Origin of the sequence: Pseudomonas sp. R9.37, assembly GCF_963878885.1 — a bacterium.
GTDB lineage: Bacteria > Pseudomonadota > Gammaproteobacteria > Pseudomonadales > Pseudomonadaceae > Aquipseudomonas.
The window spans coordinates 51,579-63,559 of sequence record NZ_CAWNZA010000009.1; the positions used below are offsets into that span (position 1 = coordinate 51,579).

The 11,981-nt window shown below is 61.4% G+C and carries 10 protein-coding genes; 5 read left to right on the forward strand and 5 right to left on the reverse strand.

Going from position 1 to position 11,981, the window contains the following annotated elements; all coding sequences use genetic code 11:
* Positions 1-54: 54 nt before the first annotated feature.
* Together AACU78_RS06260 and AACU78_RS06265 are read left to right on the forward strand one after the other, a co-directional pair.
* Positions 55-951 carry a helix-turn-helix domain-containing protein gene (locus tag AACU78_RS06260; protein ID WP_106580310.1) on the forward strand — a complete coding sequence of 299 codons (897 nt, stop codon included), beginning with the start codon at positions 55-57 and terminating at the stop codon, positions 949-951.
* A 97-nt stretch (positions 952-1,048) separates the two neighbouring features.
* Complete coding sequence (locus AACU78_RS06265; protein WP_106580311.1) at positions 1,049-3,208, forward strand: TonB-dependent siderophore receptor; 2,160 nt, start codon at positions 1,049-1,051, stop codon at positions 3,206-3,208.
* Here AACU78_RS06265 and AACU78_RS06270 read toward each other — a convergent pair.
* Positions 3,198-4,328, reverse strand: a complete 1,131-nt coding sequence (locus AACU78_RS06270) for an MFS transporter (RefSeq protein ID WP_106580312.1) — start codon at positions 4,326-4,328, stop codon at positions 3,198-3,200. The two genes, AACU78_RS06265 and AACU78_RS06270, sit on opposite strands and share 11 nt — an antisense overlap.
* Positions 4,329-4,425: 97 nt before the next feature.
* On the opposite strand from AACU78_RS06270, the gene AACU78_RS06275 reads away from it, so the two are divergent.
* Positions 4,426-5,196, forward strand: coding sequence for an AraC family transcriptional regulator (locus AACU78_RS06275; RefSeq protein WP_106580313.1), 771 nt, complete (start codon positions 4,426-4,428; stop codon positions 5,194-5,196).
* Between the two features lie 4 nt (positions 5,197-5,200).
* On the opposite strand, the gene AACU78_RS06280 is transcribed toward AACU78_RS06275, so the two are convergent.
* Both AACU78_RS06280 and AACU78_RS06285 read right to left on the reverse strand, forming a co-directional pair.
* Positions 5,201-5,638: a carboxymuconolactone decarboxylase family protein gene (locus tag AACU78_RS06280; protein WP_106580314.1), complete on the reverse strand. Its 438-nt coding sequence runs from the start codon at positions 5,636-5,638 to the stop codon at positions 5,201-5,203.
* Between the two features lie 121 nt (positions 5,639-5,759).
* Positions 5,760-6,230, reverse strand: a complete 471-nt coding sequence (locus AACU78_RS06285) for an Lrp/AsnC family transcriptional regulator (protein WP_106580315.1) — start codon at positions 6,228-6,230, stop codon at positions 5,760-5,762.
* Between the two features lie 123 nt (positions 6,231-6,353).
* Between AACU78_RS06285 and AACU78_RS06290 the strand changes: the two genes are divergently transcribed.
* Positions 6,354-7,601 carry a methionine gamma-lyase gene (locus AACU78_RS06290; RefSeq protein WP_106580316.1) on the forward strand — a complete coding sequence of 416 codons (1,248 nt, stop codon included), beginning with the start codon at positions 6,354-6,356 and terminating at the stop codon, positions 7,599-7,601.
* A 232-nt stretch (positions 7,602-7,833) separates the two neighbouring features.
* Positions 7,834-8,511 carry a response regulator transcription factor gene (locus AACU78_RS06295; RefSeq protein WP_106580324.1) on the forward strand — a complete coding sequence of 226 codons (678 nt, stop codon included), beginning with the start codon at positions 7,834-7,836 and terminating at the stop codon, positions 8,509-8,511.
* A 56-nt stretch (positions 8,512-8,567) separates the two neighbouring features.
* Here AACU78_RS06295 and AACU78_RS06300 read toward each other — a convergent pair whose 3' ends face one another.
* Positions 8,568-10,526, reverse strand: a complete 1,959-nt coding sequence (locus AACU78_RS06300) for a MacB family efflux pump subunit (protein ID WP_106580317.1) — start codon at positions 10,524-10,526, stop codon at positions 8,568-8,570.
* Positions 10,527-10,529: 3 nt separating this feature from the next.
* Positions 10,530-11,681 (reverse strand): macrolide transporter subunit MacA, encoded by a 1,152-nt coding sequence (gene macA / locus AACU78_RS06305; RefSeq protein WP_106580318.1) that lies wholly within the window; start codon positions 11,679-11,681, stop codon positions 10,530-10,532.
* Between the last annotated feature and the right edge of the window lie 300 nt (positions 11,682-11,981).

Genomic DNA, 11,981 nt, shown 5'->3' on the forward strand with positions numbered 1-11,981 from the left:
TCTATCCACTTTGCACCAACCACAACGCACCAATAGAGTGCGCCCAGGTTACCCATGACACAGGCAACAGCTTTGCGCGTACAGGCTTTCACTACCGGTGATGTGGCCGCTCAATGCAGTGCGACACCCGGTTGGGTGCAGCAGTATCAGCAGATGTCCCCGGGGCATTTTGCCGGGCAGATCCGTTACCTCGACCTGCAAGGCGTGCAGGTGTACGAAGAGTGCATGAACACGCGCGTGGAGCAGAACTTCAACGCGCCGCCCGGTGCATTGGCGTTCTGTTTCGATGGCAGCGACAACGCGCTGTACCTGCTCAATGGCGAAAGCCGCAACACCTGGATCACCCCGGAAAACTACCGCGAAGTGGCCGTGGTGTTCGGCCCGCAATTCGTGCAGCGCCATGGCCTGGATGTGGCCAAACTCGAAGGCCTGTTCATGGCCCCGCTGACCTGTCAGCAGAATGCGCTGTTCACCCGTTGGCTCAGCGGCACCCTGACGCGGTTGTCCGCCACACTCGACCCGATCAGCCGCGATGCCCTCACCCAGCAGTTGCTCGACGATTGCCTGTTCATCCTCGACAACGCCTGCGTGTGCTTGGACCGCGGCTCATTGCAGCGACGCAGCGAAGAACGCCTGCTGATGGCGCGCATCGGCGAGTGGGCAGCGGATGCGCCGGATGAAACCGTCAACTTGCTGGAGTTGGCGCAGATCGCCGGTGTGCCGCTGCGTCAGTTACAGCAAGGCTTCAAGACCTACACCGGAATGAGCCCGGCGCAGTGGTTGCGTCTGCGCCGGTTGAACGGCGCGCGGCGCGAGCTGTTAACCGCAGCCGACACCACCGTGGCCGAAGTCGCGATGAACTGGTCGTTCTGGCATTTGGGGCGGTTTTCGAATAGCTACCGCGCATTGTTCAAGGAACTGCCCAGTGAAACCCTGAAGCGCTCCAGCTGAAAGATGGGACGACAGAACCGTTCTCAGTAACTTGTAAAACCCCGCACTTCCCCCTAGCTTATGCGCCCCCCGTCCTGCGCTATAAGGCCCTGCCTCCATGGTTTTGCGTTTTCGTCCTGCCGTTCACTCACGTTTCGCCCTCGGCCTGCTGCTCAGCGGCGGCATCGGTAGCAGCCTGGCGGCTGAAATAGAGCTGCCGGCGGTGAACGTCCAGGGCCAGGACGAGTCCGGCTACCGCAGTGAAACCGCATCGGTCGGCGGCTTCGATGAGGCGCCGTTGCTGGACACCCCGGCCTCGATCACGGTGATCAACGCCGCGCTGATCAAGGACCAGCAAGCGCGTCTGCTCAGCGAAGTGCTGCGCAACGATGCCTCGGTCGGCGACAGCTATGCACCGATTGGTTATTACGAAAACTTCGTGGTGCGCGGCTTCTCGCTCAATGCGGCAAGCAGCTACAAGATCAATGGGCGTACCATCACCGGCGAGCAGAACGTCGCCCTCGAAAACAAACAGCAAGTGGAAGTGCTCAAGGGCCTGGCCGGTTTGCAGAGCGGCATTGCCGAGCCCAGCGGAGTGATCAACTACGTGACCAAACGCCCGCAAGACGTGCGCTCGGTCACGGTGTCCACCGACGATCGCGGCAGCGGTTACATCGCCACCGATGTCGGCGGCTGGTTCGGCAGCGGGCAGCAGTTTGGCCTGCGCGCCAACGTGGCCCATGAAGACCTCAACAGCTATGTGGAGCACGCCAATGGCCAGCGCGATTTCGTGTCCCTGGCGTTCGACTGGACTATCAGCCCCGACGCCGTGCTGCAACTGGATGCGGAATACCAGAACAAGCAACAGCGTTCGGTGCCCGGCTATCAATTGCTGGGCGGCACCGAGGTGCCCCACGATGCTTCGCCGAAAAAACTGCTGGGGCACCAGAGTGGTTCCAAACAGGTGGGCATCGACTCGCTGAACCTCAACGGCAAGTTCGAATACCGTTTCAGCGATCAGTGGAAAGGCACTCTCAGCGCCGCGCGCAGCAAGGTGGTGATTGATGACTACAGCGCGTTTGCCTGGGGCTGTTATGGCTCGACCAGCTGTAGTTCATCGAGCGTGCCCAACCATTTCAGCCCCGAAGGCAACTACGACGTCTACGACTATCGCAGCCCCGACGACACCCGCCGCGACGATGAAGTGCAGGCGGCGATGACCGGGCTGTTCGACACCGCAGGCATCGGCCATGAGCTGACCTTGGGCACCAGCGCGTTTCGCCGGGTGATCGACAAGCGCAAATCGGTCAATGAGTCCATTGGCACCAGCAACATCGACGCCGACTCACCGACATTCACGCCCACTGACGTGCCGCTCAATGATAGCCACCGCAACCTCGACAGCCGCCAATACGGGCTGTTCGTCACCGACCGCATCCGTTTCAACGAGCAATGGCAAACCATTCTTGGCGGCCGCGAAGTGCGCCTGGATGAAAAAGCCTATGACGATAATGGCAACCAGGCTCGCCACACCCAGCAATACGTGTTCCTTCCTCAAGCTTCGTTGATTTACAAACCAGTGGAAAACATCTCGCTGTACACCAGCTACAGCAAAGGCCTGTCGCTGGGCGGCACGGCGCCTTGGTTCGCTGAAAACGCCGACGATACTCTGGCTCCAACCGTCTCACGGCAAATCGAAGCCGGCGTGAAATACGACTGGCGCCGAATTAGCTTCGCCGCCGCCGTATTCCAGACACATCAGGCCTATCAGTACGCCAAACCGGAAGATGGCAAGTTCACCTACGTGCAACAAGGCCAACAGAAAAATACCGGCCTGGAACTCTCCGCCAACGGCTGGGCCACCGACCGCCTGCAAATCGCAACCAGCGTGGCAGCGATTCGCGCGCGCGTGAGCAACAGCGGCACGCCGGAATACGAGGGCCACCAGGCGATCAACGTGCCCACGCTGCGCGCCAGCGTGTACGCCGACTACGCGTTGCCGTGGGTGAACGGTCTGGCGCTGCTCGGCGGTGTGCAATACAGCGCGAAGAAATACGCCAACCGCACCGGCAATGTTGAGGTAGGGGATTATGCAGTGGTCAATGTCGGTAGCCGCTACACCACCAAAGTCGACGGCTACGAAACCGTGTTTCGCCTGAGCGTCGACAACCTGTTCGACAAGCGTTACTGGCGCGACGCCGGCGAATACATGGGCGATGACTACCTGTTCCAGGGCGCGCCGCTGACGGCGCGCCTGAGTGCTTCGGTCAACTTCTGAACACTCGCGGCGCTGCCAGACACAGCGCCGCCACGCCACAGATCAACAGGCTCCAGCCCAGGTTCTGGGCCCAGGCCACCAGCCCAAGCCCGGCGCCGATCATCAAGTAATACAGCAAGCCGAACACTGCGGCGGCCGTGCCAAGCCGGTCGGGATAGCGCACCAGTGCGGCACCCAGCACATTCGGGATTGCCATGCCGAATGCCAGCACCACCAACAGCATCGGCCATACAAACAGCCAGCTATCTTGCAGCAGCACGACGAGCAAGCCCCCCAGTGCCGCCAGGCCGGCGGCGGTCAGCACCAACTGCTCACCGTTCATGCCACGCTTGAGCAATCGCTTGTTCAGCCACGCCCCAAGCCCCGAACCCAGCGCCAGCAGCACGCCGCTGTAACCGAATTGGGCAGCGGACAAACCCAGCCGCGCAAAAATAAACGGCCCCACGCTGTAATAGCCGAACAGCGCAATATTGAACGCCGCCACCAGGCCGACCGAGCGCCAGATTCCTGCGTCCCTGAGCATCAGGCCCAGCGTTTCGGGCAGCGACGCCGTCGACACTGAGGCAGGACGCGTCTCGGGCAAGGCCCACAGGCACCAGCCCCACAACGTAAGCGCCGCCAGCAGCAACCCGGCCAGCATGCCGCGATAACCGAAGTACTGCACCAGCGTCGCGCCACTGAACAAACCCAGCGCAGGACTCGCAGCCAGAGCGATGCCCATTATCGAAAACACCTGGGCCAACTGCGCACCGTGGAAACGATCGCGCAGCACGGTCTGCGTCACCACCGAGCCGACCGCCGCACCGAACGCCGCCAGCGCCTGGGCCAGTAACAAGGCATTGAACGTGGTCACACTCAAGGCCAATACCGACGCCGCCACATATAAGGCCAATCCGGCCAACATCACCGACCGCCGCCCCCAGCGATCACACAGCCGGCCCCACACCACCACCCCGAATGCGAACGCCAGGAAATACACCGACAGGGTCTGCCCTGCCCGTTCGGGGCCAACCGCAAACGCTTCGCCGATATCACCCAGTGCCGGGCTGTAAAGGGTCTGGGCCAATTGCGGAAACATCAGCAGCGCCACGGTCAGCACCAGCAGGTTTTGAACTTTCATTGACGACTCCCTCGTATGAACAACGCGAGGAGTTTAAGGACCGGCAACTGGGGTATTATCCAAACTTCGCCATTTTATCGATCAAATCGGACAACCTATGGCCTGGCTTGCCGCCGACGCGTCTTTCGACCCCGACCGCCTCCCGGCGCCGGTCATCGGCATCGCCGCGCTGCTCGGCGACCATGACTCCGGCCTGCATCGCCACCAGCGCGGGCAACTGTTGTTTACCCAACAGGGTTGCACCCGCATCACCCTCGACAACCAACTGTGCCTGCTGCCGCCCTCCCGCGCGGCATGGATCCCCTGCGGTGTACCCCATCGCGCGGTGATGCACAAAACCGTGGATTACCGTTCGGTCTACCTGAGCCCGGCATTGGCTGATCAGTTGCCCAAACAGGTGCGGGTCATCGAAGTCAGCGCCTTGCTGCGGGCGGTGCTGGAGCCCATGGCAATGGCGCCGTTCGAGACCGATTGGCACGCCGGTCGGCATGCCCACCTACTGGGGTTGTGCCTGGATGAAATCCAGCAAGCCGCCGAGCAACCGATGCTCCTGCCCTTGCCGCAGGACAAGCGCCTGGCCCCGTTGCTGGCCGATCTCGACAGGTTGCCGCCAACGCTGCAAGCGCTGGAAAAACAAATTGGCGCCAGCACCAAGACCATCGGCCGGATTTTCCTGCGGGAAACCGGCCTGGGGTATCAGCAATGGCGCCAGCAGTGGCGCTTGATGCGGGTCATCGAACTGCTCGCCACCGGGCGCAGCCTGGGTTACTGCGCTTTCGCGCTGGGCTTTGCCAGTGACAGTGCGTTGATCGCCTTTTTCAAGGGCATGACCGGCACCACGCCACGTGGGTATTTCAAATCAAGCTGAAGGCTTACTTGGGCATCTTGCGAAAGCCCACGGCCAGGCGGTTCCAGCTGTTGATGGTGGCGATGGCCACGCTCAAATCGACCTGCTCCTGGGCGCTGAACTCGGCGGCCAGCGCGTTGTAGTCTTCGTCTGCGGCGTGGGTCTGGCTGATCAGGGTGAGGCTTTCGGCCCAGGCCAGGGCGGCACGCTCACGTGGGGTGAAAAACGGCGTTTCACGCCAGGCCGACACGGTGTACAAGCGGCGCTCGGTTTCGCCGCCCTTGCGGGCGTCGGCGGTGTGCATGTCGAGGCAGAAGGCGCAGCCGTTGATCTGCGAGACGCGCAGGCGCACCAGTTCCAGCAGCGGGAGTTCCAGAGACAGTTTGCCGACAGCGGCTTCCAGGGCGAGCATGGCTTTCATGGCATCCGGGGAAGCGGTGTAGAAATCGGTACGGGTTTGCATGGTGATACTCCAGAACGGTGGGGATTGATGGCTAGAGTAGTCACCGTGAGTGCCTGGAGAAATATCCAATTGCGGGGAAGATTGGGTGGCCAATGTGGCGCCCGTGCGGAAAGGTAAACGATCACCCCGGCAACGGAATCACCCGCAGCCGCCTGACCGACTTGTACGAAAAACTCGAATAGATCTCCTTGACGCAAGGCAACGTTTGCAACACCTCGCGCGCAAACTCCCCGAACGACTCAAGGTCCTTGGCCACCACCTCAAGCAAAAAGTCATAACGCCCGGACACGTTATGGCACGCCACAATCTCGGGAATTTCCAACAGCCGCTGCTCAAACGCGCGGGCGATTTCCTGGGTATGACTTTCCATCATGATGCTCACAAACGCGGTCACCCCATACCCCAGCGCCTTGGGCGACAGGATCGCCTGGTAGCCGCTGATCACCCCGCTCTCTTCCAGGCTGCGCACCCTGCGCCAACAGGGCGAGGTGGTCAGCGCCACCCGGTCAGCCAGCTCGGCCACCGTCAGCCGGGCATTGCCTTGCAGCGCGTTTAAAAGGGCTTTATCGGTGCGATCCAGACTCACGGGCATAATGTGCCTCTATTCATTGTTTTTATCGACGTTTCGACCCTTAACCCGCGCATTACCAGCAAACTTTGCAACGTTCATCTTTGGTTATGAGCATAGCATCGTAGGAAATAAGGAGCGTGCGACATGAACAATAAACACACTGCATTCGGCTTTTCCACTCGCGCCATCCACCACGGCTATGACCCCAAGGACCACCACGGCGCCCTGGTGCCGCCGATCTATCTGTCTGCCACGTTTGCATTCCCCACGGTCGAATACGGCGCTGCCTGCTTTGCCGGTGAAGCCAGCGGCCACTTCTATACGCGCATCTCCAACCCGACCCTGGCGCTGCTGGAGTCGCGCATGGCCACCCTGGAAAACGGCGAGGCCGCCGTGGCGTTCAGTTCCGGCATGGGCGCGATTGCCGCGACGTTCTGGACCCTGTTGCGTCCGGGCGATGAGGTGATTGTCAGCCAGACCCTCTACGGCTGCACGTTCGCCCTGCTGCACCATGGCATCGGCGAATTCGGCATCAAGGTGCGCCACGTCGACCTGACCGACCTGGCGGCCTTGCGCGCGGCGCTTTGCCCCGCGACCCGCATGATCTACTGCGAGACGCCGGCCAACCCCAACTTGCGCCTGGTGGACATTGCGGCGGTCGCCGCGCTTGCCCACCAGCAGCCCAACGTTACCGTGGTGGTCGACAACACTTACTGCACGCCCTACCTGCAACGGCCTCTGGAACTGGGCGCCGACGTGGTTGTGCACTCGGCGACCAAGTACCTCAGTGGCCATGGCGATATCACCGCCGGTATCGCCGTGAGCAACCAGGCCCTGGCGCAGCGCATTCGCCTGCAAGGCCTCAAGGACCTGACCGGCGCGGTGATGTCACCGCAGGATGCGTCGTTGCTGATGCGCGGCCTCAAGACATTGGCCCTGCGCATGGACCGCCATTGCAGCAATGCACTGGCGTTGGCCGAGGCGCTGCAGGCACACCCGGCCGTGCAGTGGGTGACCTACCCCGGGTTGCGCTCTTTCCCACAATACGAATTGGCGGCGCGGCAGATGAAGCAGTCCGGCGGCATGATCGCCTTTGAACTCAAGGGCGGCATTGCAAGCGGCCGCCGCTTCATGAACGCCCTCAACGTGTTCACCCGTGCGGTCAGCCTGGGCGATGCCGAATCACTGGCCCAGCACCCGGCCAGCATGACCCATTCCACCTACACGCCCGAAGAACGTGCGCAACACGGCATCAGCGAAGGCCTTGTGCGTTTATCGGTCGGGCTGGAGGACATCGCCGACCTCCTGGAGGATGTCCATCAAGCCCTGGCCAAGTGCACCCGCACCGTCGTACCCCGCCGGGCCCAAGTTGAAGAGCACAGCGTGAAATAAGCCTTGGGCACCCACCAACGCTTTCCTACAAACGGTGGTCGGACTGGTCTGACCATCGTTATGCGTTTTTAATCTGATTTTTTCCAGATTGGATCCCCATGCTTTCGCCAGGCTGTACTAGCATAGGTTCTCGACGGGTGCATTATCACTGCAGGTTATTCACCCTGGTTACCTTCTTAAATCCCGTCGCGATAAGGCTGAATACCTGCACTCGAAACTCATGGACGAATTGATGAACTCACACCTGTTCCCACATATAGGCAAGGTCATCGCCAGCACCGGCAGTCGCCATTTCCCACGCATGCTGCATGACCTCATCCTGACTCAACTGGCAGTGGACGCCACCCATATCACGCAATTGCGGGTCAGTGCCGAAGGCCACACCCGCCGCAGGATCAGCCCGGTCTACACCGATTCGGTAGCCGCATTGGGTGAAGAACAACCCGCCGCTCAACTGCACCTTACGCGCCGCAGGGACGATGTGCGCTATGTGCTGTCGGTGTACCGCTCGCACCAGTCAGAAAGCTTTTCGCCGCAGGAACGCAGCATGCTGCAGGACTTCTCCACGCTGCTGCTGCCCATGGTCGAAAAACACATCACCGCGATCCAGCCTTGCCGCCCGGCCAGCGAACCGCTGATGCCGGAAAACCAGGGCATCGAAACCCTGCGCCGGCGCATTGAAGAACGCCTGGTGCAATCGGGCCTGACGCTTTCCAACCGCGAACTCGAAGTGTGCGTCGGCCTGCTGGCCGGGCGTACCGCACCGCAATTGGCAGAGCAACTGGCACTCAAGGTCAACACCATCGAGAGCTACCTCAAACGTGCGGCGATCAAGCTGGGCATCAGCGGGCGGCATTCGTTGTTGCGGTGGATGTACGCGACCGAGGAAGGCACGCTCACCACCCTGTGAATCACCCAAAAACCTGTGGGAGCTGGCGTGCCTGCTCCCACATTTGACCGTTGCCGTCAGTCCCTGGCCAACGCCTCAATCGGGTCCAGCCGCGCCGCATTCCTGGCCGGGACAAAGCCAAACACAATGCCGATCAGGGTCGAACACGCAAACGCGGTAATGATCGAGCCCAGGGAAAACACCATTTCCCATTCCTTCACAAACAATGAAAACAGATAGCCGATCGCAAAGGACAACGAGATCCCGATCATCCCGCCGATCAAACACACCATCACCGCCTCCACCAGAAACTGCTGGCGGATGTCCGACTGGCGCGCGCCCACGGCCATACGAATACCAATCTCGCGCGTCCGCTCGGTCACCGACACCAGCATGATGTTCATCACCCCGATACCGCCCACCAGCAGCGAAATCACCGCGATCAGCGACAACAGCAGCGCCAGCGAGCGGCTGGTTTTCTGCACCGTTTGCATGATGCTGTCGAGGTTATTGGTGAAAAAATCCTTGGTGCCGTGACGTTGCAGCATGAGTTTATTGACGTTTTCTTCCACCACTTTGCTCGGCTGGCCGTCCTTGATGCGCACGGTGATGCTGTCCAGATGGCGCTGGCCCAACAGACGCCCCGCCGCCGTCTCATAAGGCACCCACACGTTCAGCGCCTTGCTGGCGGCAAACATGTTTTTGTTGTCGGCCGTCACACCAATCACCGTGCACGGCAGATTGCCGACCAGGATCACCTGGCCCAACGGGTCCACATTCGGTCCGAACAAGCGATGGCGGGTGTTGTGGTCGATCACCACCACCTGGGCCTGGCGCCGCGCGTCGCTTTCGCTGAAGGCAATCCCGGCTTCCAGCTTCAACCCCTTCACTTTGAAATAGCGGTCGCTGACGCCATTGACCTGCGCATCCAGGTCGATATTGCCAAAGCGCAGCAGCAGGTTGCGGCCCACCACCGGCGTGGCGCTGTCGACGTAATACAGCTGGTTCAACGCCTCCACGTCCGAGGGCATCAATGTTTCGATAGCGGAGGCGCGGCTGTCACCAAAACTGGTGCCGGAAAAGATATCGATGGTGTTGCTGCCAATCGCCTGGATGTCCTTGAGCACGTAACGCTTGGCGCCCTCACCAATGGCCGAGATCGACACCACCGAGGTGATGCCGATGACAATCCCGAGCATCGTCAGCAGGGTGCGCATGCGATGGGAAATCAACGCCACCCAGGCCATGTTGAATGCCTCCTTGAACAACCCCAGGCTCGCCACCAGACGCCGTGCACCGCTGCGCCGGGTCTCGATGGGCGCCTCAGCGGGCACCTCCAGGCCGACGCTGTCGTTGGCCTTGTCGCTGACAATCTCACCGTCACACACCTCGACAATGCGCTGGGCATTGGCGGCCACCTTGGGGTCGTGGGTGACGATAATCACTGTGTGCCCGGCGGCGTGCAGCTCGGCGAGGATGCGCATCACCTCCTTGCCGCTGTGGGTGTCGAGGGCGCCGGTGGGTTCGTCGGCGAGAATCACTTCACCGCCGTTCATCAACGCGCGGGCGATACTCACGCGCTGTTGCTGGCCGCCGGAAAGCTGGCTCGGCCGGTGGCTGGTGTGCCCCGCCAGGCCCAGGCGGGTGAGCAAATCCCGCGCGCGGCTGTGGCGTTGCGTCTCTGGCGTGCCGGCGTAGATCGCCGGCATTTCCACGTTGTGCAAGGCGCTCAGGTGCGCGAGCAGATGGTAGCGCTGGAAGATAAAACCGAAGTAATCGCGGCGCAGTTCCGCCAGTTGTTCATCACCGAGCGAGCGGGTTTCGATGCCATTGATTTTGTAGCTGCCGGCGGTGGCGTAGTCCAGGCCGCCGAGGATGTTCATCAGGGTGGATTTACCCGAGCCCGAGGCGCCGATAATCGCGACCATTTCTCCGGCATGGATGGTCAAGTCGATGCCCTTGAGCGCGATGAATTCGCGCTCGCCGGCCATGAAACTGCGGGTGATGCCCTTGAGTTCCAACAGTGGCTGGGTCATGCGTCAGTTCCCCGCCGCAACAGGCGATGCGTCACCGATCACGACCTTATCGCCCTCGACCAGGCCGTCCAGAATCTGCACTTTGACGTTGTTGTTGATCCCTGTCTTCACATCCCGCGACACGGCTTTGCCCTTGGCATCCAGCACGCGCAGCGGGTAGCTGCCATCAGCGTTGCGCGAGCCGAGTGCCGCCACCGGCACCATCAGCGCGGCCTGGGCGGTGTCGAGCACGATACGCACCTGAGCGGTCATGGCGATGCGCAGGCGATGGTCAGGGTTGGGCACGTCGAACAGCGCGTTGTAGAACACCGCGGTGTTCTGCTTGGGCGTGCCGGCGGTCTGGGTTTCGAGGAAGTTCTGCGGCGCCGGCTCGGTCCCGCGCAGCTTGGCGTAGTAGCGCTTGTCGGCCTCGCCGAGGATGGTGAAATACACCTGCTGGCCCGGGCTGATGTGGATCACATCCGCCTCGGACACCTGCGCCTTGACGGTCATGGTGTCCAGGTCCGCCAGCTTGAGCAGCACCGGCGCCAGCTGGTTGGCGATCACGGTCTGGCCTTCCTGGGTGACGATGCCGACCACATCCCCGTCAATGGGCGCGACGATGCGGGTATAGGCCAGGTTGACCTTGGCGGTGTCGATCTGGATGTGCGCACTCTTGATCTGCGCATCCAGGGACAGCAGGTTGGCTTGCTGCACCTGGAAGGTGGATTCCGCGTCTTCAAAATCCTGACGCGACACCGACTCGTCGATCTGCAAGCCTTTGTAGCGCTCGTAGACAGACTTGGCCTGCTTGAGCTGCGCCGCCGTGGCGCGGCGCTGGGCCTGCAGGTTCTCTTCATCGACCTGGGCTTTGCGCAAGGTGTTTTGCAGGATCAGCGGGTCGATTTCGGCGAGCCATTGGCCTTTTTTGACCTTGTCACCAACCTTCACCTTGAGCGACTTCAACTGCCCCGAAACCTGGGCGCCGACGTCAACCTGTTTGATGCCTTCGAGCACGCCCGTGGCCAATACGGCATTTTCGATATCGCCCCGTTCAGCCGTGGCGGTGAGGTATTGCGGTGTGTCGGCGGGCGCTTGCACCGTGTACACGACAAGGCCGATGGCAACCGCCAGTACCGCGAGCATTCCGAGTTTGCGAAACGTTGACTTATCCATAAATGACCATAAAAAGATGAAGAGGGTCTGAAGCGAAAACGGCCTGGCGTGGCCGCTGGATTACCTGCGGTTGCTGAGTGTCTGGCGCCCTACGTCGGGCTGATACGCCGCTGTCGCAGGCAAGCCAGCTCCCACCTCAGGAGCGCCACGCGTCAGGAACAGATCAAGCGGCTCTTGATTGGCTTTTGACCTTGATCTTGCTCTGAGACGCCCCGTTAAACCACGCTGGCCGAACGCAGGCTTTGGAGCGTGGGTAACCCGGCAGGACGCCGGGTTAGCCGCGTTGGGCCAAGGATGGCC

Coding starts and splice junctions, on each gene's coding strand:
- AACU78_RS06295 (WP_106580324.1), top strand. CDS start 7,834: ATGAACTCACACCTGTTCCCACATATAGGCAAGGTCATCGCCAGCACC.
- AACU78_RS06285 (WP_106580315.1), bottom strand. CDS start 6,230: ATGCCCGTGAGTCTGGATCGCACCGATAAAGCCCTTTTAAACGCGCTG.
- macA (WP_106580318.1), bottom strand. CDS start 11,681: ATGGATAAGTCAACGTTTCGCAAACTCGGAATGCTCGCGGTACTGGCG.
- AACU78_RS06270 (WP_106580312.1), bottom strand. CDS start 4,328: ATGAAAGTTCAAAACCTGCTGGTGCTGACCGTGGCGCTGCTGATGTTT.
- AACU78_RS06300 (WP_106580317.1), bottom strand. CDS start 10,526: ATGACCCAGCCACTGTTGGAACTCAAGGGCATCACCCGCAGTTTCATG.
- AACU78_RS06260 (WP_106580310.1), top strand. CDS start 55: ATGACACAGGCAACAGCTTTGCGCGTACAGGCTTTCACTACCGGTGAT.
- AACU78_RS06290 (WP_106580316.1), top strand. CDS start 6,354: ATGAACAATAAACACACTGCATTCGGCTTTTCCACTCGCGCCATCCAC.
- AACU78_RS06275 (WP_106580313.1), top strand. CDS start 4,426: ATGGCCTGGCTTGCCGCCGACGCGTCTTTCGACCCCGACCGCCTCCCG.
- AACU78_RS06265 (WP_106580311.1), top strand. CDS start 1,049: ATGGTTTTGCGTTTTCGTCCTGCCGTTCACTCACGTTTCGCCCTCGGC.
- AACU78_RS06280 (WP_106580314.1), bottom strand. CDS start 5,638: ATGCAAACCCGTACCGATTTCTACACCGCTTCCCCGGATGCCATGAAA.